This window comes from Paenibacillus violae (assembly GCF_032461945.1).
Classification (GTDB): Bacteria; Bacillota; Bacilli; order Paenibacillales; family NBRC-103111; genus Paenibacillus_E; species Paenibacillus_E violae.
In genome coordinates, this window is record NZ_JAWCUD010000016.1 from 78,553 (window position 1) to 102,327 (window position 23,775).

Here is a 23,775-nt window from a genome sequence, read left to right on the forward strand (position 1 = left end):
TTACTATATTATTTAGCATTTTGATCTTCCTTTATTTTCTCGATGTATTGAATAACATATTCAACACATCTATCTAAGTCATCTTTGATTTGATGCTCCCAAATGCGAAGAACATGCCATCGTTTGCTAATGTAATAATTTCCGACTTTGTAATCCCTCAGTACATTTCTGTAGATTTTTTTATCCCAATACTCTTTATTGCTCTTAGGAAAATGACCATGTCTAGGACAAAAATGCCAAAAACAAGAGTCTATAAAAACAACGAATTTATATTTCTTAATTGCGATATCTGGCTTCCCAAACAAGCTCGGTACATTTCTTCGAAATCGCAATCCTCTGTGCCATAGTTTACTGCAAAAAAGGTTCTCCAAATTAGATTTGGAGCGTATTGACCTCATGATTTTGCTTCTTGTCTCAGTAGTAATGTTATCCGCCATCGTATTCTTATATTCACCCCTGATGGTTATTAGGTAAGATAGATCTAATATTTACATAACTAGAGAAGCCTAAACTGTTTTTGCCTTACTTCTCAAAAAAAAGGCTAATGTTATTTGTTTCTTGAATATTATAGGCTTGATACAAGCAGTTTTTTTAAGTTATTTACGGAAGGGTGTTTATCGTTGAGTACTCGAAGTGTTTCATTTAGTGATCTTTCAATATCGGATTTAATTATTGATGCAACATATGAGGGTGGAGTAAAAGGTAATGCTGGTGATGACCCTATATCTAAATTAATTGGTTGTGAAAATCAAGGAGGATTTAGACCTGTAGGATCACGTGATGGTGCGAATACAAAATTCTGTGTGTTATATACTGATCTTTCAAATTCGGACTGGCCTGACAGGATTGAAATTGAAACTGGGAAATTTTATTACTTTGGTGATAATAGAGAGTCGGGGCGTGAATTACATAATACTCCGAAAAGAGGTAACTTGATATTACGATATTCATTTGACCAAATTCATAAAGATAATAGAAAAATGGTTCCTCCATTTTTCGTATTTACGAAGGGTGGAAAAGGGCGCGATGTCGTTTTTCGAGGTCTAGCAGTACCTGGGACGGCAGATTTAAACGAGGCAGAAGATTTAGTCGCTATTTGGAAGCTAAAGGAGGGGAACAGATTTCAAAATTATAGAGCCGTTTTTACAATTTTAAATGTAGCTTCAATCTCTAGGGCTTGGATTCATGATATTCATAATGGCTTGTTATTTTCTCAAAATGCGCCTAGAGAGTGGATACAATGGATTGAAACAGGTAAATACACTCCTTTAGCTGCAGAGAAAACTATAGAATACCGTAAAATATCAGAGCAAATTCCATCATCAGATAAACGAAGAGAGGTCATACAGTGCATCGTTGACTTTTTCAAAGCACATCCAAGGAGAGAATATGCATTTGAAGAATGTGCTGCTAAGATTGCACAAATAATGGACAATAACATAATTGAATATGATTTGACAAGACCATGGCGCGATGGCGGAAGGGATGCAATAGGTAAGTATCGGATTGGAATGAATGAAAACGCCATCTATGTTGACTTTGCTTTAGAAGCAAAGTGCAAGAAGTTGGATAGCGGATCAGGAGTACGCGAAACTTCTAGGCTGATTGCACGGCTACGTTATCGCCAATTCGGCATTTTCGTTACGACTTCTTATGTCAATCAACAAGCATATGAAGAAATAAAAGTAGATGGGCATCCAGTGATAATTATTTGTGGTGAAGATATTGTTAAGATACTAGAGATAAGAGGGTTAAGGACGCCAATTCAAGTAAAGCAATGGCTGCAAATCAACTTTCCAAATTAAATTTAGCGTTGCTGAGCAGATGGAGCTGGTGTTATTTTTAGATAGAAAATGATCTGTATTGATTACTTATAACATTCCAGATCGGAATAAAAGTTAGCAGCGGCGACTGAATAAAATTGTAATAAGTGTGAAGAAAAGAGCCCCTAAGTAGGTTCTTTTTTTTTTCATTTCTTTGAATGTGGGAAATGACTCGGATGGCAGTGGGGGGTTCATATTCAGTTGATTGCTTACAGGGCAAGATTTGTGGGTGGCGATATTGCTTTGGTTGATCATGATGAGTGTCGGTGGGTCTCGATACCAGAATTGAGGGATTTTCGATTTGCACCTGGATGTGAAGTTTGTTGAGATGCTTTACATGGAGAAGTTAAATTGAAGTCTACGCAAAGAGCCTGACAAATTGTCAGGCTCTCTCTATGATTGATTTTTTATTTCATAAATGTACTCTTTAGAAAAAAAATAAGCTCCTCGTTTTCCAAAACACGAATACCTTTGTTTTTAATGACGTTTTGATCTATATACCGTTTTGTTACATCCAGTTGATTCGGTTGGTGACCAAGCATCTGCTGAATAGTCGTGATGTCACAACCTGACTCATTCATCATGGTAGTGAAGGTGTGTCGAGTACCGTGCAGGGTAATGTGTGGGATATTTGCAAGCTGTTCATATTTCTGAAGCAGTTCCTGGGCTCTCTTATAAGTTAACGGGTGAGCGGTGTCCAATTTGAATAAATAATCTGCCTCCGCTAATTGATGCCTTCTGCAGTAGCGCTGGATAGCTTCCGACATGCCATCGACAAGGAAACCAACACGCTGCCTTTTGTTTTTCGCTTTCGTGATTTTAAATATATGATGAGAAAACTCAAAATTAGAAACTTTAAGTTCAATTATCTCTCTAATCCTGCAACCTGAGGATAACAGCAGGGTAAACAGCAGCAGATCCCTGTCAAGGTCCTTGCTGTGGCTTATGATTGCATGAAGTAGTCGAAGAACCTCATGTTTACTTAGTGAGCGATTAGGCCTGATATGTGGCATTTTGCTTTGTATTTGAAAACTCAGGAACGGAATCGGATTCGGGAACTTATAGTTGCGCTGTAAATAACGAAAAAAGCTGCCAAGAGCATGCCGAGTCTCTTTCAGATAAAAGGGATTGTAATCGTGAATCGAAGAGAAAAATTCATCAATGATCTCGGCTTGGATTGGTCCGTAAAGAATCATTCCTGATAACTCTTTAAATTCGTAGATGCGTTCTAGATTAACCTGATCCGGAGGTTGATCTAGCCGGAGCCCTAGATAATCGGCAAAGTGTAGTAAATACTTGGTGTTTTTCTTTTTTACGCCCTCGGAATAAGCGGACTGCTGGATAAACCGTTCAATGTCTTTATGAATTAATCTCATTGTCATCTTCCTCATCTAGTGTTTGCAGCATCAACTTCCCAAATTGGAACGGAAAGTACCGGTTTAGTTCTTCTAGGATATCTTTTGGGAATAGTTTGGTATAGATCCCCGTTGTTTTTAGGTCGGTATGGCCGAGTATTTGCTGCAGAATGTGGAGGGGCATACCGTTGCGAAGACAGTTGACGGAAAATGTATGCCGGAGTGAGTGTACTGTAAATTCGGGATTGAGCTCGAGTTTTAATACCAGCTTTCGAAACATCTTCTCGACGGCTTCACGAGTTATTTTCCGCAGCCTCTTTTCACCATAGTCCTTAGAAAATAGATAGCCGGCCATACTCGAAGTAATCTGCTTCACACCCGTGATATTGAGGTAATCTAGCAGAATGTCCCGAACCATGGGATCCAAAGGGATATGGCGTGGTTTATTCCCTTTGCCGTCTGGGATAAATATAAAACCTTCTTGGAAATTTACATCACTAATCCGCATATTTAGGGCCTCCCCAATCCTTGCCCCGCTGCCTGCTAAAAAACTCAGGATCGCATAGGAACGATAACCATTAATAAGCTGAAGGGAGGCCTTCAGCAGTTGGTCGAGTTCCTCAGGAGAGAAATATTTCGGCAGTGTCGTGGTTTTTTCCCATTCGAAATCTCGGCTGGAATCTACTGAGATGAGCCTTTGCTTGAAGCAGTAGGTAATCAAACTTCGAAAAATAGCGGTGACGTTGTTTACGGTATAAGGAGATAACGCATCCGCCTTTTTTCTGCCTTCATACAACTGAAGAAATTCATGAACGTAGTTTTCGTTTAGCTGCATGACCGTAAGACCAGGGTACTTATCGTTCATAAATGAAAGGAATTTATTCAGGTAACCCTGATACAGCTTGAGCGATTGAGACGATTTCCGTCCATGGTCAACTTTGTCTTGAAACCACTTCAGAAACTTTGGCACGGCATCGGCTACCGAGATATCCTGTACAGCTTCTGTATTCAGCGTATTGGATTTTTGAACCAGTTTCGCAAAGTCCTCAACACGAATGTTAAAGGCTTGGCAAATGTCCGTAATGTTAAAGGGGAGATCTTTTTTGATACTCATTATTAGTAGCTCCTTGTTGGTTTCTAGATAGGTACGGAGAGGCCATCCGAATCAATCTTCGAATGTTTTGATAGTAATAATGCATCGTAGAACGCAGGCTGGTATGCCCGGCAGCTTCAGATACTTCGATTGGGTTATTGCCAGAAGCATCATCAAGTGCATTGGTAATAAACGTGTGCCTTAGGGCACGGGCTGTTACCTTCTGCGTAGTTTGAATGTTTTTGCTGTACTTACCTACGATCTTGGTAACATGATTTGACTGCAGGGGGAGTCCATTTTTGCGTACAAAAAGCGGATCTGCTGGCCCGGCGCCCGACCGCTTGTCTTTCATATACGAGGCAAGAAGGTGCATAGCATCCTTGTCAATAACTAAGGAACGCTGAGCAGACTTGATAGAATAAAGGAAAATACGGGATTCTGTTTTAATGACATCTTGAATGCGCATTGTACATACTTCTAAAGGCCGGCAGCCGGTCAGAATGAGAAGTAGGACAATACATAGATCCCGGGTTTGATTGGGTGTACCGGTATCTTGAAGGATTTCTCGAAGGAGTGACATCCGATCCTCCAGCGCGACGTAGGAGTTTTCCCGGACGATCTTGGAATCAAATTGTTCCGGGATGATATATTCGAAGTCAATGTAGCCATGCTGTTTTAAAAACCGGAGAAATCTTCGGAACACCTTAAGTTGATGATAAGCCGATCGAGGCAGCATAACACCATCATCAATACGCTGAAGAAAACGGTCTTCAAGCTGACTCATGTGTACCGGGGTTAGGGTGGTTATATCATGTGCAATGTCCGGTCCAAGCAGTTTTAGGAACCGTTTGATGTCTGCGATATCATGACCCACGCAAAGCTTTTTCAGGCGGCAAAGCTCCTCGATATAGAGGCGGAACGGGAGGCATCCAAGGTCTTCAAAAGCAGGTATATCGTCTTGCAGCAGATATTGATTCAAAGAAATGGATGCGTGCTGGGTGCGAAGAAATCGAACGTAGAGATCTAGGCTGAAGAGCAGCTCTTCTCGTTCTTGAGAAGATATCCTTTTCTCAGAAAGGGACTGATCCGCTGATTGCTTGAACGCTAGGATCGCCTGCACAAACTCGGATTCATGCCATTTGCCATCTTGAGAAAGATAACCGTGAGAGAGCGCAAAGGCTATAAACACAAGAACGTTGGTTTCATGGGAATCTGTCTTTTCTATATGTTGCTGAAGTAGAAAACTCTGAAATCCTTGGACTTTGGCTGCAGGCTCACTTTTAAGGAGGGTTCCCTGCTCGTCTATCGAATTTTTCAATGGAATCATATTTTACACTCCCTTATGTATTATTCTCTCCTAAACCTTCTATTCTAAACCGCTTAGTAGATAGAATTTTAGCTTGATCTGTCGCGGCATAGATAGTAGAATATTAATAGATTTAATCGCGATTAAGTTCGCATTTGCGCGAGTTTAGCCCCCTAAGGGAACGGCATTTGATGAATGTTATCGAAGGTTAACATTCATGAGGATGGGTTGGAAGCTGCATTTTCCAATCCGAGGCGTGTTTGCCTCTTATGTGTGAGGATGAGTCATATGGTTAAACGGGTTAATTATGCCCGTCTCTCTATATGATTTTTTACACCCATTTCCAGAAGAGTTCGATAAATTACGCTTTGTCAAAATCTTACATTGCTTCGCTAAAGCGTAAACCATGAACCAATGGACAAATATGAGCTGAAGTGGAAATATTAATTGTCATTCGACAATTGGTATTTCCTTTTTTACTTTCAATGTAGACATTTTTATATGCTCCTGTTTATGGGTACCCAATTTACCCAAGGGGAAAGGAGTTGATGCTTATGAGTTGTGAACAATTTGCCCAGCACAGTGGTCAAGACTTTGCTTCAGACTCGACTTATCATAATTCGCATCATAGACCGTTCTTTATTAGGGTGACCCATAAACTTGGAAGTAGACAAGTAGACTTAAATAAGTCTAAGAAAGACTGAATCGAGAAACGGGATTACAGTTAATTTGGTGATGGAAATGAAACCGTCAAGTGATCCCTTGAAGGCAGGAATTTGGTATATCAAACAAGTGGTTGGAGGTAATAGCTCTATCGTAGAGGAGTATTTTAATAGAAAGAAGAATTCAAGTGAAGATCGTTATGTGTATCATTGGCCGGAATTAGTCTGGGTACGTCGAAATGATATTAACTTATATCACAGTTTCTTATTAAAGCTTTCGCTTGAACAGCGTCGGTTTATTCTCCTCAGGGAGGAAATTATCGGCTTCACACTATCCGATCTATATGATTGTTTTGGTATCCCTAAGGATCGGATAGCAAAATTTTTGGGGCGATATCGAGCACAGTATAGAAGAAAGAGTAACAAGAAGTCGCCTAAGAATCGTGATATCGTACCTCCTCAGGATGCTTTCACAGTTGATGATTGGATGGTTTCATTTCTTGCCATGTTAGCGAGGGTTCCCCCCAGCTGGCTTGTGGTAGAAGAGCCGAAATCAGAGTGGACAACAGCTCATTTCCAAAAAAATCATCACCTAGTCGTTGGAGATATAGAATTCGTAACACTCCTTCAAACAAAGGCACCTGTGCATGATGTAATCCCTGTTGTTCTTAAATTTCGGGACACTGAACTGCTTTTCCGTTTGGAACAAAAAGGTGCTACATTTTTATTGGAATACGCTGATACAGGGCTCCAATTAGGAGCATTCGAAGCATTAATTAAATTAATCAGGAGTATGATTGTTAAAATTGGTTTGGTGCGAACCATTATCCCCAACCAAATGAATTTAGCTATCATTGGTGGGGAACCAGACCTTATAACACCGCCAGAGTTTATTGAGGTAGACTTATTCAAGTCTACATGATTACTAACAAAATAATCCGTCAAGCCTCCTTGGATAAGGAGGCTCTTTTTTTATGGACTATTCGTTAAGGGGGATACATTGTTTTACTGAACAAGGAGTAGATGAATACTAAAATAATAATTTTTTTGGGAGGTTTTTCTTATGTTTAGAGTAACAGATGCCAGACGTAAACAGCTTTTAATCTTAATTGAAGAGTGGATGGATAAACAAACAGAGGAGGATTCCATATTTAATAATTACACGGTAATAGCAAGAAATGCTGATCAAAATGCTTCATTTAGCCCATCTTACAATGGCGTAGAAGTACAACCTAGTAAAATCCTACTTTCTGTAAAAGAGTTATCTGATTATTTGGGAATATCCCAAGATTGTGTCTACACAATGGTAAGGGAAAATCAAATTCCATATGTTCGATTAAGGAGAAGAATTCTATTTTACAAAGATTCGATTGATGCTTGGTTAAGAAGGACAATATGACAAATTCAGATTCTATTAAAACGAATAGATATAGACTTATCTGAGATAAAGGTAACCTGTTTTATTGCTTTCTACTACTAGGGAATAAGTAATAGTATTCTCGGAAATAATATAGTAGAGGGAAAAATAATGTTATTAGGAGTGGGTAAATTTGAAGCATGCAAGTTCGAATCATGAGGTGTGGTCAACGGAGCAAGATAAATTATTATTGGAAACGGTACTGCAACATTTAAGTAATGGCAGTAGTCAAAAAAAGGCTTTTGAAGATGTGGCAGGTAAAATAGGCCGTACATTAGGCGCATGCGCATTTCGGTTTAACTCCGTTCTAAGAAAACAGCACGGTGATGTAATACGATCTGTTCAGAATAAAAACAATGATGAAGTAACAAGCAGAATGGTAATTGATTTTCCAAGAAGTAATAACAGCTCCAATGAGGGATTGGCATCAAACTGGGAGCAAGTGTTAAACTTCTTGCATTTACAATCACAAGAAGTTCAGCAAACGAAACAAATGTTACAAGATGCCCTTGAGGAGAATACTAGGCTAACAAAAGAGCTGGAGCATCTGAAGCAAATTCGCAGCAAAATGGAATCTTTAGGCATGAATATTAGTAAAATACTAGACCTATTTAACACTTAAATTTCGGATGCTGGAGAAGTGAAGTTTGGAGAAAGTAGAATTTTGACTGTACTAATTTACTATGAAAATTTTAATGGCAATGGTAGTTTTGCACCTACTGCCGCAGTGCAGTTTTGGAATGTGTACGGAGGGACTTAAGCAAGTACTAAGAGAGGTTTAAGTGAAGATATGGAAATTAATGAGCAACCCGATCCTTTAAGGCATTCTTTAGGACGACCTACTTGGACATTAAAAGATTATTACATAATGGGACTTATTCTACGGGAGAATTCAACCTCTGTAGAGAAGCTCGAAGCAATATGGAATAAAACTAAGCACATGAAATATCTTTTTTGAAGAAGACTAACTCACAAGCTAATGCGCCGCGGCGCATTTTTTTATTGTGTATTGTGAAACAGTACATAAGGGGAGGCATTTTATGCATGAAATAGGTGGGTTTGAGATATCCTTTGTTTTTTTTATGCTAAGTTGATGTTAATTATTAAGGGTACTAAATTAAAGGTTTGACTCCCCTCGTTTTCCTCTGAAAGCGGCAATACTGTGCTATCTACCGTATATTGATACAAAAAAATGCAATTCGTTGGTTTATCTTGCGGGGATATTATTAAATCGAGAAATCAGACGACTATGTGCTTTGCAGCTGTAAGAAAGTTTCAATCGTTAGCGGATTGCATTATCTTGTGCAACCACATCCATAGGAATTAGATAAACTATTTATTTTCAAATAATGGATAATTGTGCTAATATATTCTTAAATCCAGAAGCACTGGTGAACAAGCCCGAGGGAAAGCATCCTTTGGGCTCTTGTTTTAGTTTCGTTTAACGATGGAAGCCACAATTGGCGTATGTACCACGCCTTCTCGGAGAGTAGATGGATACTAAATAAAATAAGTAGAATGCAATAGATTAGATACGACATATTTCGACATTTTTCCAGAGGGACACAAGGTATAATTTATAAAATCAGGATATAATGATTAGTTCTATAGTAATGAATATATATAAGGATGGGAGTATTATGATTGAGATAAAAATGTTTCCAGCATCATATGGAGATAGCTTTTTAATATCATGTATGGGGGATATTAAAACGCATATTATAGTCGATATGGGATTTTCCAGCACATATGATAAGTATATCAGTAAAGAGCTTCAGAAGATAAAGTCAGACGGTGTTTCATTATTAATATTTACACATATTGATGAGGATCATATATTAGGTGGCATTAGATTTTTTAATAAAAATGGATATGCTGGTACCACTGACTCTATTGATATAAAAGAAATATGGTATAACAGTTTTCGGCATTTACAATTTCATAAGTCAGAAAATCAAGCTAGCGATTCATTACATGGAGATATTAAAGAGATTTTGAGAAAAGGACACCCTAGAGAATTAGGTGCAAGAAAAGTATCTGATATTGGTTACCAACAAGGATCTACACTGGGATCATTAATATTAAAAAATGGATATGCAGGCAAATGGAATAGCTCTTTCAATTACAAAGCTGTTGTTGTAAGTGAAGGTGTATCCAACAAATACTTCCTAAATGATGAAGTATCAATAATTTTGTTATCACCTAATCTTGAAAAGCTTCAACTTCTTGGGCGTAAATGGGAGGAAAAATTATCTTCGATTGGTTATAGTGGGCTTATTGAAAGTGATCAATTAATGGATGATGCTTTTGAATTTTATATGTCTAATCTTCAAATGGAGTTGAATAAGAGAAGGGTTAGTGAAGTCTCGTCAAATAAAGAAACTGTAGAAGAGATTGCATTAAAGCCTTTTGAACCGGATACTGCTGAAGTAAATGGAAGCTCAATTGCATTCATTTTGGAGTTTAGGGGAAAAAGATTGCTCTTTTTAGGAGATTGTCATCCAGAAGTTGTTGAATACAATTTAGAAAAATTGTTAGAAGATACCAAGCAAGAAAAGATGTGGTTTGACTTAGTTAAAGTTTCTCACCACGGAAGTAAGCATAATACAAAAGTTAGTTTGCTAAAGCTAATAAACTCAGATAAATACATCTTTTCGACGAATGGAAAAGGAAAGAATTTTAGTCATCCTGATATTGAAACTATTTACAGAATAATATCAACTGACAATACTAGGAATAAAAAACTTATTTTTAATTACAAGCCGTTTAAGATACTTAATAAATTTGATAACACTAGTTTAATGGATGAATTTAGTTATAGTATTCAGTACACGAATGATTTAGCTCAAGCAACAGAAGATGTTCCAACAATAATAAATTTACTTTAGATAACTACGGGGAGGAAGTTTCACATCGTTACTGCTGAATATTTATACCACATTACTGCAAAAATTACATGCGGGAGTCAAGGGACTGCTTTCTTAATAGATGAAAGTCGAGTAATTACAGCAAGACATTGTGTTAAAGAGAACATTAACAACGATGAGCCGATAAAACTTGAGTTCTATGCCGGAAGCGATAAATCTATTATTAAAGAAGCAAAAGTAGTTGCTGAGTCTTTAGAGCATGATATTGCATTGCTTGAAATTCAGGAAAAGGCAGATCATATTCAAGAGTGGCTATCACTTAACAGTAATAGTTATGATAGCAAAGAAGATGAATGGGAGACCATGGGCTATCCGAGAGAATGGAATGTTGAGAATGAAGGGAGTACATACTGTTATATAACTGGAAATCTATATCTCGATAGTAGTTTGTTCGATGATTCTAAAACATATGATAAGCAATTAACAAGTAATTTTATAAAAGATGATTGGCCCTATGGTCTTGCTGGTTTATCTGGAGCACCGTTGGTAGTTAATAATAAAATTGTAGGAATAATAATAAAGGAAGAATTCAGTGCCATTAAGAGTCAACTTAAATCTGTTAGTTTTTGTAAGAGTGCAGAGTTTTTACTAGGTAATGGTGTTGAGATTGATTCCTCAATTGCAGATTCAAATGATTTTCTAAAAAGAAGATTACAGTTACAAAAAAATGTCTGCACTGGACTTTTTAACAAAGTTGATCATTCCTTAGTCAACAGCGAAATTAACATAAATGTTGATTTTTACTATTTAAAATATGGTGCTTCCGGAACTAAAAGGGTAGATGAATTAGCTAGTCATTTGGCAGAAGTATTAAATCAATATGCTTGCGATTTAACGGATTTAGCAAATGCAGCTAAAGATCTTAATAAACATTTGGATATTTATAGAAAAGTAAATAGATTGGTAGATGAAGTTCAAAAAGGTGGAAAGTTAGGGACCATGCTTCTCTGGATGTTGATTGAGGGCATTTTAGAGATGCCGAAAATGTACACTAGGATTAGAAACAGTAGGTCTACTTCAGAACTTAATTATGTCTCGAATGACGTACATGCTGGAATGAAAAATAGCCAATTAGTTTTATTTATAGGCGGAGGTATTTTAAACGAGTGCTTTGAAACAGGAATTTCAACATTAATAAAGGAGTTGGAAGTAACTGCAAATATTGACAGTGATATTCTTTTCTACGATCAATATTCATATGATAATTTAGGTAAAGGTCCATTAAAGGGTTTAATTGATAATTTTTATCAGTATAGGGATTGGAGTAAGGTTGGTGTAGAACTTACGGTTTTTACAGGATATGATTCTGACCTTCTAGAAATGCTTGAAAAAGATGGGATGACTGGTCCTCGTATAGAAGCGGAATTGAATAGATATTTTATTGATGAATTGAGTAGAAACTATGATTATATCTGTAATCAGATCCTTAGTACAAGTGATGTCAAAAAGGTGAAAATCAATTGGTTCCTGCTTCCATTTAACAAAATTTCTGATTTTGAGGATCTACTTATTTCAAAACTTATCTAGAATCGAGGTGTAGTCATGAGTTTTGGATCGATGATCAGTCAACTTGAATCGAACGAACAATTAGGTGTCTTACTGAGAAAAATCAAAAAGATTGAGATCCAATTGGACTTCTTTAACAAAACAAATGAAGAACTAACGGATGATGATACAAGAATATTATTAGAATCAGCTAATTTGTTAGCTTCATCAAGCAAAATTGAAAATCAGCGGATTGCGTTAAATATAGCTACAACCTTACCTTTGATAAGTGACTCAAGTGGTGTATCAATGGCTTCCCTTTTAATTTTGAGAAAGCTTGGCAATTATCCAGGCATGAAATTACTTGAAAAACGCAATGAAATGAATAACTATAAAACGCAATTAAGCGGTATGGCTTTTTTTGAAGCACATGTACTTGAATATGCAAATACAAGAAAGCTGTCTGGGAAAGAATATCTTCTAACTAACTTTCAAAAAAAAGTAGTTGATATGCTTGAGAAAGATATTGATGGAATTAGTATATCAGCCCCGACATCAGCGGGAAAGTCATACGTTTTTTTAAAAGTTCTATTAGATTTAATTAGTAAGGATGAGGGTTCGACAGTCGTATATATCGTTCCTACACGGGCATTGATTAAACAAGTTATGAGCGATTTTCTTGAGAATATAGCGGAGTTAGGCTTAAGGAATCTATATGTAGGATGTTCATCCGAGATTGAAGTAATAGTAGAAAACCCAGATAGATCAAATATCTTGGTTCTTACTCAAGAAAGGCTATACCAGTTGTGCAATAAACAAGACGCAAAAAAAGTAAAGACGAAGATGATTGTAATTGATGAAGCACATAATATTCAATATGGTGGAAGAGGAGTTTTACTTGAGAATGCAATAAAGTTTGCACATGTGCTGTGGGAAGATGCAAAGGTCTTATTCTCAAGTCCTCTAGTAAAAAATCCGCAAAAACTGTTAGATACCTTTGATTTAGAGAGAGGACTAGATGAGAAAGATGATTTTCCATTAGTTCGACAAAATATTATTAAAGTAAAAATGGCTTACGAACAATTGCTTGTTAGTGCCTTGTACGAAGAAGATGAAATTAGTATTGGAAGTAAGTTCTTCCACAATTCAGGGAATACATTGCCTGAAATACTAGCTAATACAGCATTATATCTTTGGAATAACCAAACTTCAATAATATATGCAAATGAACCAATGATGTCTGCGGATGTTATTAGAGAACTATTTAATAGTGGTGAATTCCCTTATTTAAATGATGCGCGATTAGATGAATTTGCAGATTTTATCGAGGAATATATAACAAAAAACTACGAACTTGCTAGTTTTATCAGATGTGGATTAGCATTTCATTTTGGTGCTTTACCTGCAATTATTAGGTCTGGTATTGAGGAATTATTTAAAGCAGGTGCTCTCAAAATAGTTAGTTGTACATCTACATTATTGGAAGGCGTCAATATGCCTGCAAAAAATATTTTTGTATATAAGCCAGAAAAGGGTCAACATAAGGCTATAGATAATCTTAGCTTTTGGAATTTGGCTGGGAGAGCTGGCCGCATTGGGAACGACTTTGCGGGAAATATTATATGTATTGAATTAGATAGTTGGGCTAGCAATCCAATTTCGGGGGAAAGATATCAAGAGATTTTGCCTTCTTCTGAACTTAGATTAATCAAGGACAGTGTTAAGTTCAAAGAGTTCATTGAAAGCCAAAATCCCCGCCCAGGTAAAGATGATTACAATGAACAACTTTTTTCATTGATTATCAAGGAACGGCTGCTAGGGAGGAACCTTGAGAGCTCTACATACAGTAAAGAGCATAATATCAATACATTAAAAGAAATTGACATTATTACTAGAACAACAATTGATACCTTCAAACCACCTAAAGAGTTACTAAATAAAAACCCAGGAATTATGCCTGAAAGGATTAATGCCTTGTGGGAATTTTTGGATAAAAATAAAGGGGTGTACCATTTATTTTTACCTGCCTTCCCGTTGAGTGAGAACGGATACGAAAGGTTTTATTTAATAATACAAATTATCAATAATCTTTTTATGGGGGCAGCTTGGAGTGAACTTTTTGAAAAAAAGATTACTACTGCTGGGCATAATTGGATGAAGGGAACTTCTTTAGCTCAGTTAGTGTTTTTTAATAGAGCTGTTTTAAGTAAAGGACATAGAGAAATAACTAAGCATGTTAAAGATCAAATAGAATTTATTAATAATACCTTAAGATATCAAATCGTTAAGTACACACAAACATATGTTGAGGTATTGAAGATTTTTCTACAAAGCATTGGGAAAGTTGAAGAATCAGAAAAGGTCATTAACATATCAGCTTACTTAGAGTATGGTGCATGTACAGCGTCTGCTTTGGAATTTATGGCAATTGGTCTTCCAAGAGAAGCAGCAATAAAATTGGCCGAAATTATTGGGAATCATGAAAACATAAACACTGATTATTGTATCGAATGGTTAAAGCGATTAGATGTTAACTCACTCGATATAGCAAATTACTTGAAAAAGCAGATAAATGGATTGCAGATTACATTGTAAATGAATAATCCATTTTGATAGGATTTTTGATAGGGAACGAGACACTAGTACCGCGGGCTCTGAGAGATGGATGAGATCGACTGAGACCTGTTCGCGGGCCGCCTCAACGACCGGAGTTCGACGCCGATTTCACCTGCCGGTCGAAGCTGCAACTGGAGCTTCGAGACGACTAGGCGCTCGTGCGCACATTTACGGGAAAGTTCGACGCCTTGCTCCGCCCTCGTCATTTCCAGAATATAGGGTGTTGGTTTGTGGAATTTTTGTGTATGTAACATGTAGTACAATTTCTTAAAGTGACCAAGACAAAATGGAAAGAGGTCTTGGTCATTTTTTACGTCTGAAATGTAGTTGAAAGAGATATGATGCTTTTACTTGGGCTTTTTAAATAAAGTAAAACAATTTATGATTAAAAGTATTGTGATAATAAAAAAAAGAGGGATATTTCATGGCGTTTTTAATAATTCATAGTGGGACTGAAGAAATTCCAATAGTTATAACGAATCACGCAGAAGAAAAGATGAGGGATCGTCATTTAGCGGGTTCAGTACCACAAGCTTGCGAAATGGTAATAAATGCAATTAGCTATCTCGAGGATAAAGGATATATTTGGAGTGATTACCGCTTTTATGACTATTACGAAATAAGAGATTTTAGGGCCGAAAATGCCTGTGCTTTTGTGGTTGGTTTCGAACAAGACCTTGAAGAGTTAAACAAATTTGGTTACTCTAAAATGCCTGATCAAATAATCAATATTGTCACATGGTTTCACAAGCCAAAAGAATTTTATCTAAGATCGTATAACTACAAAGAAATATTGGTAAAAAAGAATCAAGAAGTTACGCAAAGAAAAGATACTTACATCATTGTCATTGAAAAAAATGGTAACGTAATTAATAAACCAATGGATCATAATAATTTTGAACTATGGTTTAACAAACAATACCCTAAAGATATACTCCCAATTTGTAAAAGTAGCCCGTATTGGAGGGTAAGAAGAATAGAGACATAAAAATAACAAACTTTTACCTATTTTAATTGTAAGCGCGAAGAGGGAAATATACTACACTACTGTGAACGTTAACATAACAACATGCTTTAAGATTAAACCCTCCCAATTTTAGTAACGCTAGAGATAGCTTACATTTGGGAGGGTATTTATTATAACATTAAAAGATTTATGGATTCTGTATGAAGTTGACAAACTTTTTCTGGGGCTTCACCGTATTATTAAATCTTTGTAAACTTTAATTACCTTAATAAAAAATAGGTATCATAGACATTATCGTATACATTGATTGATAACAGAATGGCGGACTTGGATATGTTTTTATAAATCATACATAATGCAATTATGTGTGATTGGGCAAGGGGCCTTGGCAGGGATATGTGAGATTCTGTCGAATTTATAATACGTTTGACCTATTTTATTGGTGACCACATACATACAATTTATAAGGATTGTTTAGAAGCTCCACGTATTCACTTGAATGGGTGGAGCTGCATATTACTCCATTAATAAATAGCTCTAGGAGAAAGTCTAATGATGTAAGATGTAAAGTTTAATTATATTAAATTAATTCTCACTTTTTAATAATAATAGATTGTGGAGGGACTAATGTGCATTCTTTTAAGGTAGTATGGATTGCAATTCAAGTTATAGTGTTTCTGGGTGCTGCTATTTCGTTGGGTTTATTAATAAAGAGAGAATATAAGATCATGAAAAATATTTTACCCGATTTACAATCTTTGAATAAGAGTCAATCCTCTTCTGACCTTGATCAAGAAGTCAACGGTATTCTTCATAAAGCGAATCCCAAATCTAAATACTCTATCCAATGGCGTAGATACTACGAGAGGGTAACTCAAAAAAATATTGACGAACGAATACGTATTGAGCCATACCTGAGTTCAGATGTATTAGTATATCACATAGGTTATCGTGCTTGGACAGACGTTATTGGCGGCCTTTGCGTTAGTTTAGGTGTACTAGGCACATTCATAGGTCTTGTCAGTGGATTATCCCATTTAGATTTAAATTCAACTGATTCTTTAAAAACCAGTATACATAGCTTATTATCAGGCATGGAATCAGCATTCTACACTTCAATTGTTGGTATTGCTCTCTCCGTTATTTGGACGGTAATGGATCGTGTAGTAAGTGGTCGAGTCGAGTCCATGATTGACATGCATGCTGAACGTTTTGATTTTCTTTTAAATGCTGACGACGAAGAGCTTTTCTTGAATCGCCTTGAAAAGGTTTCTAGAAATCAGGCGGATCATCTAAAAACGCTGCTTACGGATGCACTGGAGAAAGCGATACAGCCCATCGCCAATCAAATACAACGCTCCCAAGCTCAAGTAGCATCTTCATTTGATCAACTACACGAGCAGTTTCACGGTTTTAGAACGGGTATACAAGACCAAACAAAATTGTTAGAGAAACAAGTACAGCATGTTCAGAATCAGAGTTCTGATATTACTAAAAATCTTGTTGATCAAATAACCGGCGGTACGGAACAAACGATTCAGCAATTCAGTCAATTGATTCAGGAAACCCAGAGTATGCAGTCCCACATGCTAAAAACAGTTGAACAAATGGTAGAATCGTTTAAGAAAACTGAACAAAGACATGCAGTGGCGTTGAATCAATTTGGTCAAATGACGGATCAATTCGAGAAGGTTGTATCGGGCTCTGAGCAAATGTACAGCAACTTTAGCCAGGTTGTAGATAATATCGCGACATTACAAGATCAGCTTACCGAAATGCAGGGTATTCAGCAGAAGCTGCTGCCTGAACTTAAGGAGCTCCGCTCACAAACGAATGATGTTGTCATTGGTACTTTAGAGAAATCAGAATACTATTTGAATCGTGTGGAACATCAAATTACTCAAATGCAAAACCACTGGCAGGATACGAACGAACAGATGAAAGCGACAAGAGAAGTACTTCATGTATCTGTTAAAGATTTTGCTGAAAATATCGATAGTGGCTTAGGCAAAACATATAGTCATTTTGATAATACTCTAGCCAAGGCTATGCAGAATTTGTCGGGTAGCGTAAACCGCATTCAAGAGATTCAGGAGGAACTAATCGATACCTTCGAAGAGTTAGCTGATATTATCTCACAAAGTAAAGAAGTGAGTGTATTATGAGAAACGCTAAGCGGGAGCAAGTAAATTGGTGGATGTCCTATGCGGACCTGATGAGTGTCATGCTGATGGTTTTTGCTCTCATATTGACTGTAGTTGTCCTCGATATTCAAGAGTCGACGGAGCAGAAGGAAGTTGCCGAGCAGAAAGCACAGCAGATTCAAGAGCAGAAGGCAGTTGCCGAGCAGAAGGCACAGCAGATTCAAGAGCAGGCTAAAACGAAAGCCAAAGAGATTGAGCAAGCTATTGGATTGAAAACAGAAATCATTAAAGAGTTAACGGATTACTTCCGACAGTCCAATATGCAGATTGAGATTGATCAGCAAACGGGTGCTATTCGATTTCCGGGAAGTGTATTGTACGACTCCGGCTCATATGTTGTCTCGGAGCAAGGGAAGGCATTTCTTAAAAGTTTTATTCCTAAATATATGGGTATCCTGCTACAGGACCGTTTCAAAGATAAGGTTGCTAGTATTATGATTGAAGGTCATACAGATAACAGTGGAACCTACATGTATAACATGGAGCTTTCGCAGAATAGGGCTTTTTCCGTATTAAAATATATTTACAGTAGTGAGTTTCCGAATTTCCCACAACGAGATTCATCTCAAAATCTAGTAACCTGTAATGGCAGGAGCTATAGCCAGCCTTTATTTGATAGTCAGGGTAACATTGACCAGGAACGTTCGCGGCGGGTAGAATTTCTATTCCGTCTAAAGGATGAAGAGGCTTTTCAAGCTATTGAAAAGTTGGTGCAGGATAAATGAAATATGAATTTGTCCCTAGTCAGCTACAGGAATGGAACATTCATTTTGAGAAAGAACTAGGGACGGGTCTGAAAAATCGTAATTTAGACCTGTCCAAATATCTTGGCAATCTTGATCAACTGCATAGAGCTTTCAAAGAGCTAGTTCATCGTAACGAGAAGGAATTATTTCAACGTTGGGTACAGCAATTGGATCGAAGAAAAAGGTTTTTACTACCCTTTCTCTTAGAAGACGAATTACAACCGGAATGGCAGGAAGAACTCGTTCACCAAATTAAAGAACAGATTGCTCGTGAACATCGTACGTTCCGGTTCATTATTGATGCTTTTTATCAAATCTGCAGGCTTGATCCTTTGTGGGAGCTAGCTAGGCTTTCTTATGTGAAGCATATTAAAAAACAAGAGAGGCGTATGGATGAGGCAGGAAGGGTTCGTTGGAGAGAGTACTTGCTGAATCAGAATCCCATCGGATACTTAAGTTCAGCTGTACTTCAAAAGGATACAGAGTTTACACCATATCTCCAGAACTTTTATTTGAGTGAGTATACTCCGTTTTATAAGGCAGTTTTTTATGAAGCGGTTAAGGAAGCGAAAGAGCCATTTTATCATAAGGAAGAGGCCGTATTTCGGAGTGTATTCTTTCAAGCAACGAATCAAGAACATCAGCATTTAGCGCACCACTTCATTCGAAATTGTGATTTGGATCTTGTAAGCTCCTTAGCTACATTGTTGTACGACCAACTAAATACATATCGACAAAAGCCGCTTCTATGGCAGTTTGTTGGGCAAAATGAAAAGGATAAGTTCGCACAGTGGATCTTGCGTAGAGAATTGAAAAACTTTTTTACTGGCGTGAACCAAGAGCACGAACGATACCAGTATTGGGAAAAGTTTATTGGTAAGTTAAAACATGTTGTGGTATTAAATGGGGATAAGACAATCTTGATGTATTTTTCAGATGTCGTAGTCATGGAAGTATTGGGAAGCGGTGCGGTTTATGTGTATAGTATTGCCACGTTTGATCAGCACTTTCAATCCAAAATTGATGGAATGAATTTACAGAAAGAGAAAGCGAAGACCAACCCTTGGGCGCATGTACGTGAAGTAAGACGCAGTGAGCTCATGGATAAAAATAGAATTGTTCATGAAGGCTGGCTCACACATAACGGTGGTTGGCAAAACAAATTTGACAATTGGCTCCGTAGTCGATTAGGTTGGGAAGTGAACAGATATGTTCTTCTTCAAAAAGAGACAGAATGAACTGCATACCTCAGTTATTCCGATAGAATCAGGTATTCGCATTGCATTTCATGTTAGTGACGGTAAACAGAGGAAGGACTTGATACCGCCGCTTACTAAAGATCAGATAGAGCAGCATTATCGATCTCAAGGATTTAACAAATATATTGCATGGGAAGAATTATATGACTCTGGTGCCCTCATTGAAGGGGTACTGCCTTATGATACTTACTATGAGATGTTAAATGATCCGGAAGGAACAGAGGTATTGTCTACTGTTAGCTTACCTACAGAAGAGATGCAGCTCACAGGTGAATTAAAGCTTGATTCTTTACCTGCTGAGGCAAAGCTTTCTATGCATCTTATGGAACAAAGCGGTAAGAACCTCGATCGTATTGGAAGAAACTATGGGGCTATTTACGAAGTGGACGGACAACTACATTTACTCCCACGTTCCGTTTATGAATTAAAGAAGGCATTGGCGTATGTATCTTACGAAGAAGCCTATCAGAAGATTGCTGTGTGTCAACGACTTGCTAAAGAAGCCGGGCTGAACCTTGACTCTTTCTTAGTTAAAGAAAAATATCACGTCATAGATGGATATAATTTGGACATTAAGGTTCATAGCAACGATCATATTGAATTGATTCCAATTGGAATGTCCGAACGGGAAAATGATACTTTATTAGAGAAAAAGCCTCTAAAGAGTTTTGCAGATGGGGATGAACGAGAACGTTTTGTTCGTACCGGTAGGATCAGTGACGATCTTTCCAAACTATTTACCAAACGTCATATTACAGGCGAGGATGTTCCTCTTTTTTTAGAGAACCCCGCGGCTGTATTGCCTGAACATAACTATTTGTTTGATTTGGATGCATTTTCGGATAGGGTAAAAGGTATCCTTCCTATTCAAAAAGTTCGTCAGCGATATACGGAGGGTGGAAAGATTGATTGGTTTGACCAAGAAACAGGAGATATTCTTCCCCTGGATAAAGCATTATTAAAAGACTTAATGGAACAAAATCCGAATCAACAGTATGTTAATTACCAAGGAAACTGGATCTACCTGGACCCGACGTTGAGGAAGCAACTTTTAGAAATTAATGATCAAGATCAGCCATTGACTAAAACAGGATACTATCTGGATATTATCGACAATGAAGAAGATCTTGATTATTCCCTTGAAGCCAAAGAAGCTTATAATTCCACAATGTACCCTTTGCCCGAAGGAGTCAAGGCTGATCTTTTCGACCATCAATATGAAGGTTACCAATGGTTGTGTCAGCTAGAAGAACAAGGAAGAGGCGGGCTGCTGGCGGACGATATGGGGCTTGGAAAGACTATACAAGTCATAAGTTTTCTTCTTAAGCAAAAGGAAAAAGGCAAATTGTCTCCAACGTTGTTGGTCTTACCGATTGCACTAATTGAAAATTGGCAAGTAGAGATTAATAAATTTGCGCCTGAGCTGTCGGATAATAATTATGTGCATCATGGAAGCAATCGTCTAAGATCTTCCGATCTGATTGCGAAACATAATTTGATATTAACAAGCTATGATACATTGAAAACAGACCAGCTGATTTTTGGGAAAATTCCTTTTCAAGCTGTGATTTGCGATGAGGCACAAAATATTAAGTCTTACTCCAGCCAACGTTCCAGAGCCTTACGTGCGATGCAAAGTGATTTCCGATTAGCCATGACGGGAACTCCTGTAGAAAACGGATTGGATGAATTATGGTCTATTATGGATTTCGTCCAGCCTGGGTGCTTAGGATCCTTGAAGGAGTTCAAGAATAAATATGAAATGACTCAAAATTATGAGGGGCTGTTGCGAGCCATTAAGCCCTATTATATGCGTAGAACTAAGAAGCAAGTACTCTCGGATCGATTACCCAAAAAGCTGGAGCAACGGCCTATTTATGTGGAAGCTTCCCCCTTGCAAAAATCGATTTCTAACAGTATGCTTCAGACTAAAGAAACAGGGCAAGTTGCCATCCTGAATATGCTTACTAAGCTTCGTCAATTATATGGTCATCCTGGTGCAATCATCTCGAGTTATGAGGCTCTAGAAGATCTACCAAAACTGAATGAAGTTTTATCCATCCTGGACAGGGTAAAGAAACTTGGTGAGAAAGCCATTATCTTTACGGAATTTCGTAAAATACACAGTATACTGAAAAGGATATTAATGCAGCGCTATGGGGTATCTATACCTATCATTGATGGAGATACTACTAATAGACAATCGGTGGTTCAAATGTTTAGTCAAAATCCGGGCTTTGGGGTCATGCTGTTATCCCAAAAAGCAGCCGGTGTTGGTCTAACAATAACATGCGCTAATCATGTTTTACACTACACGAGATGGTGGAACCCTGCGGTTGAGAACCAAGCCACTGATCGTGCTTACCGAATAGGTCAACAAAAAGATGTATATGTCTATCATATTATTACAAAAGATCCAACTAATTTTCCAAACGGAACTGTAGAAGAACTCATGCATGAACTTCTGGAAAGTAAAAGGGAGCTAGCTGAGAATGTAATTGTTCCTTTCGATACATCTGAAATTAAACGACTTCTAATAGAGAAACTAGTCCCTAGCGAGTAAAGAAAACCGTGGGGGCGCTGGCGCCTGCTGCGCCGAACCAGTGTATTTGAGTTAAATAAAGAGGAGGCTACCGAAGCCTCCTCTTTATTTAACTTTAATTTTTTTCAATGATTTCTTTCGTTTAAAGGGTATCTTCTTCTTATATTTTCTCAAAGCATTCTTGGCAAAGGTCAAATTGGTGAATTTCCTTTTTTTGACCACAACCAAGGCATACTTGTAAATCTTCATTTTCTACTGTCATAAACATTGCTCCATATAATATTTCTTTCAGAAAAATTAATTTTCTGTAATTGCCAATATACCTTCCTCCCTCATATAATGCCTGATAAAAACCCTTGGAGCGGTGAGCAAATCGAGCTCTAATTGGCGCTTGCTAAAAGGAGACGCTACTCGAGTCTCCCTTCTATGTTTGTATTCATTACAGGAGTTATTTAAGGCACTTTTGGCAGGAGCTGCGTAAGTGTCTTACAGGGGTGTCAAAGCCAATATTAATTCGTGAGTTTGGTAATAAATTCTTTTCGTTATAAATATTGTATGTCATGCTACTATTATATGGCTGTCAAATACAAAGACGCCTAGAAGCACTTCGGTTGTATCAAGTCGTTTGAGAGGCGTCCCTCTACCCATTGGAACTCACCTGCCGACCAATGTAGAACCCGAGGATCTCCTTGTAGCCGTCTTTGTTAATCTCAATGGCGAAGAAGACGGCCCCGACCGATCCCAGGTGCGCCATAAGGAATATCCAACGTAGGACGGATCGAAGATTTGCAGATACCGCGCGAGGAAAATGACCAAAGTAATAAAAGGAGGATGAATTTTGAATGATTCGTCAAAAGGGTTTGGAGCTTTCAAATTTCATTAATAATATTAATGGATGTTACATTCAGTCAACTAATGAGGATAAACAGCATATGTTTAAAACCCGCGGTGAAGTTGTTTGGTCAAATCGGGGAAAGCAACAATGGGGCGGTATTCATTTTGGTGAAAATGTGTTGAAAATTCGTATTGACTATCCAAAAGGAAAGTTCGATTTAGATTTTTTTAAAGAAAATCTTGATCTACCGGAAATAAATTATGAGGATTATGGAGTATCAGGAGTTCGAAAAGTAATAACAACAAAAAATCCACCTTTTGACTCAATCGATGTCATATTATACCCAAATAAGTTAAAGGAGTACGTCCTGCTAACATCCAAGTGTAAAGACGTTTTGCAAGAGATAGTTAGCGCCTCTTGTAGATATTAAAAATTAAGTAAGAAAATAACATAAAAAAACTTACTCTCTAAAATTAAACAGCTATACTACGAATACTAACGAATATTTGCTCCGGGCTTGAGAACTGTTACAAAACAG

17 protein-coding genes are annotated in these 23,775 nt (G+C 37.5%); 13 read left to right on the forward strand and 4 right to left on the reverse strand.

All coding sequences use genetic code 11. The annotated features are described in order from the left end of the window. Nucleotides 1–8: 8 nt before the first annotated feature. The gene (locus RQP52_RS32560; RefSeq protein WP_315955688.1) at nucleotides 9–437 is read right to left on the reverse strand and encodes a very short patch repair endonuclease; all 429 of its coding nucleotides are present in this window, start codon (nucleotides 435–437) and stop codon (nucleotides 9–11) included. A gap of 183 nt (nucleotides 438–620) precedes the next feature. Between RQP52_RS32560 and RQP52_RS32565 the strand changes: the two genes are divergently transcribed. Then, nucleotides 621–1,805 (forward strand): restriction endonuclease, encoded by a 1,185-nt coding sequence (locus tag RQP52_RS32565; protein WP_315955689.1) that lies wholly within the window; start codon nucleotides 621–623, stop codon nucleotides 1,803–1,805. A 425-nt stretch (nucleotides 1,806–2,230) separates the two neighbouring features. Here RQP52_RS32565 and RQP52_RS32570 read toward each other — a convergent pair whose 3' ends face one another. From RQP52_RS32570 to RQP52_RS32580, 3 genes are read right to left on the reverse strand one after another with little or no spacing between them, the layout of a single operon-like run. Beyond that, complete coding sequence (locus tag RQP52_RS32570; protein WP_315955690.1) at nucleotides 2,231–3,199, reverse strand: tyrosine-type recombinase/integrase; 969 nt, start codon at nucleotides 3,197–3,199, stop codon at nucleotides 2,231–2,233. Continuing rightward, complete coding sequence (locus RQP52_RS32575; RefSeq protein ID WP_315955691.1) at nucleotides 3,183–4,292, reverse strand: tyrosine-type recombinase/integrase; 1,110 nt, start codon at nucleotides 4,290–4,292, stop codon at nucleotides 3,183–3,185. The genes RQP52_RS32570 and RQP52_RS32575 overlap by 17 nt, the downstream gene beginning before the upstream one ends. Then, complete coding sequence (locus RQP52_RS32580; protein WP_315955692.1) at nucleotides 4,264–5,598, reverse strand: tyrosine-type recombinase/integrase; 1,335 nt, start codon at nucleotides 5,596–5,598, stop codon at nucleotides 4,264–4,266. The genes RQP52_RS32575 and RQP52_RS32580 overlap by 29 nt, the downstream gene beginning before the upstream one ends. Before the next feature lie 714 nt (nucleotides 5,599–6,312). Between RQP52_RS32580 and RQP52_RS32585 the strand changes: the two genes are divergently transcribed. From RQP52_RS32585 to RQP52_RS32640, 12 genes are all read left to right on the forward strand, one after another. Next, nucleotides 6,313–7,161 (forward strand): hypothetical protein, encoded by an 849-nt coding sequence (locus tag RQP52_RS32585; protein WP_315955693.1) that lies wholly within the window; start codon nucleotides 6,313–6,315, stop codon nucleotides 7,159–7,161. Between the two features lie 141 nt (nucleotides 7,162–7,302). Then, nucleotides 7,303–7,638 (forward strand): helix-turn-helix domain-containing protein, encoded by a 336-nt coding sequence (locus RQP52_RS32590; protein ID WP_315955694.1) that lies wholly within the window; start codon nucleotides 7,303–7,305, stop codon nucleotides 7,636–7,638. A gap of 151 nt (nucleotides 7,639–7,789) precedes the next feature. After that, entirely contained in the window at nucleotides 7,790–8,278 is a 489-nt protein-coding gene (locus RQP52_RS32595) for a hypothetical protein (RefSeq protein WP_315955695.1), read from the forward strand. Between the two features lie 1,018 nt (nucleotides 8,279–9,296). Further along, complete coding sequence (locus RQP52_RS32600; RefSeq protein ID WP_315955696.1) at nucleotides 9,297–10,544, forward strand: MBL fold metallo-hydrolase; 1,248 nt, start codon at nucleotides 9,297–9,299, stop codon at nucleotides 10,542–10,544. A 63-nt stretch (nucleotides 10,545–10,607) separates the two neighbouring features. Continuing rightward, nucleotides 10,608–12,110: a Hachiman antiphage defense system protein HamA gene (locus tag RQP52_RS32605; protein ID WP_315955757.1), complete on the forward strand. Its 1,503-nt coding sequence runs from the start codon at nucleotides 10,608–10,610 to the stop codon at nucleotides 12,108–12,110. Between the two features lie 30 nt (nucleotides 12,111–12,140). Then, nucleotides 12,141–14,663 (forward strand): DEAD/DEAH box helicase, encoded by a 2,523-nt coding sequence (locus RQP52_RS32610; RefSeq protein WP_315955697.1) that lies wholly within the window; start codon nucleotides 12,141–12,143, stop codon nucleotides 14,661–14,663. 445 nt (nucleotides 14,664–15,108) lie between these two features. Next, nucleotides 15,109–15,672 (forward strand): hypothetical protein, encoded by a 564-nt coding sequence (locus RQP52_RS32615; protein WP_315955698.1) that lies wholly within the window; start codon nucleotides 15,109–15,111, stop codon nucleotides 15,670–15,672. A 608-nt stretch (nucleotides 15,673–16,280) separates the two neighbouring features. Then, nucleotides 16,281–17,816 carry a MotA/TolQ/ExbB proton channel family protein gene (locus RQP52_RS32620; protein WP_315955699.1) on the forward strand — a complete coding sequence of 512 codons (1,536 nt, stop codon included), beginning with the start codon at nucleotides 16,281–16,283 and terminating at the stop codon, nucleotides 17,814–17,816. Then, on the forward strand, nucleotides 17,813–18,580 hold the full coding sequence (locus RQP52_RS32625; RefSeq protein ID WP_315955700.1) for an OmpA family protein: 768 nt from the start codon (nucleotides 17,813–17,815) through the stop codon (nucleotides 18,578–18,580). Before RQP52_RS32620 ends, RQP52_RS32625 begins: the two co-directional genes overlap by 4 nt. After that, entirely contained in the window at nucleotides 18,577–19,839 is a 1,263-nt protein-coding gene (locus tag RQP52_RS32630; RefSeq protein ID WP_315955701.1) for a hypothetical protein, read from the forward strand. Before RQP52_RS32625 ends, RQP52_RS32630 begins: the two co-directional genes overlap by 4 nt. Then, nucleotides 19,811–22,423 (forward strand): DEAD/DEAH box helicase, encoded by a 2,613-nt coding sequence (locus RQP52_RS32635; protein WP_315955702.1) that lies wholly within the window; start codon nucleotides 19,811–19,813, stop codon nucleotides 22,421–22,423. The genes RQP52_RS32630 and RQP52_RS32635 overlap by 29 nt, the downstream gene beginning before the upstream one ends. 821 nt (nucleotides 22,424–23,244) lie before the next feature. After that, nucleotides 23,245–23,667, forward strand: coding sequence for a hypothetical protein (locus RQP52_RS32640; protein ID WP_315955703.1), 423 nt, complete (start codon nucleotides 23,245–23,247; stop codon nucleotides 23,665–23,667). Nucleotides 23,668–23,775: the final 108 nt, after the last annotated feature.

What these genes read in the sequence shown, in the direction of transcription:
- RQP52_RS32570 (WP_315955690.1), bottom strand. Translation starts at nt 3,199, where the DNA reads ATGAGATTAATTCATAAAGACATTGAACGGTTTATCCAGCAGTCCGCT.
- RQP52_RS32580 (WP_315955692.1), bottom strand. Translation starts at nt 5,598, where the DNA reads ATGATTCCATTGAAAAATTCGATAGACGAGCAGGGAACCCTCCTTAAA.
- RQP52_RS32575 (WP_315955691.1), bottom strand. Translation starts at nt 4,292, where the DNA reads ATGAGTATCAAAAAAGATCTCCCCTTTAACATTACGGACATTTGCCAA.
- RQP52_RS32590 (WP_315955694.1), top strand. Translation starts at nt 7,303, where the DNA reads ATGTTTAGAGTAACAGATGCCAGACGTAAACAGCTTTTAATCTTAATT.
- RQP52_RS32635 (WP_315955702.1), top strand. Translation starts at nt 19,811, where the DNA reads ATGTTCTTCTTCAAAAAGAGACAGAATGAACTGCATACCTCAGTTATT.
- RQP52_RS32560 (WP_315955688.1), bottom strand. Translation starts at nt 437, where the DNA reads ATGGCGGATAACATTACTACTGAGACAAGAAGCAAAATCATGAGGTCA.
- RQP52_RS32585 (WP_315955693.1), top strand. Translation starts at nt 6,313, where the DNA reads ATGGAAATGAAACCGTCAAGTGATCCCTTGAAGGCAGGAATTTGGTAT.
- RQP52_RS32640 (WP_315955703.1), top strand. Translation starts at nt 23,245, where the DNA reads ATGATTCGTCAAAAGGGTTTGGAGCTTTCAAATTTCATTAATAATATT.
- RQP52_RS32615 (WP_315955698.1), top strand. Translation starts at nt 15,109, where the DNA reads ATGGCGTTTTTAATAATTCATAGTGGGACTGAAGAAATTCCAATAGTT.
- RQP52_RS32625 (WP_315955700.1), top strand. Translation starts at nt 17,813, where the DNA reads ATGAGAAACGCTAAGCGGGAGCAAGTAAATTGGTGGATGTCCTATGCG.
- RQP52_RS32610 (WP_315955697.1), top strand. Translation starts at nt 12,141, where the DNA reads ATGATCAGTCAACTTGAATCGAACGAACAATTAGGTGTCTTACTGAGA.
- RQP52_RS32600 (WP_315955696.1), top strand. Translation starts at nt 9,297, where the DNA reads ATGATTGAGATAAAAATGTTTCCAGCATCATATGGAGATAGCTTTTTA.
- RQP52_RS32630 (WP_315955701.1), top strand. Translation starts at nt 18,577, where the DNA reads ATGAAATATGAATTTGTCCCTAGTCAGCTACAGGAATGGAACATTCAT.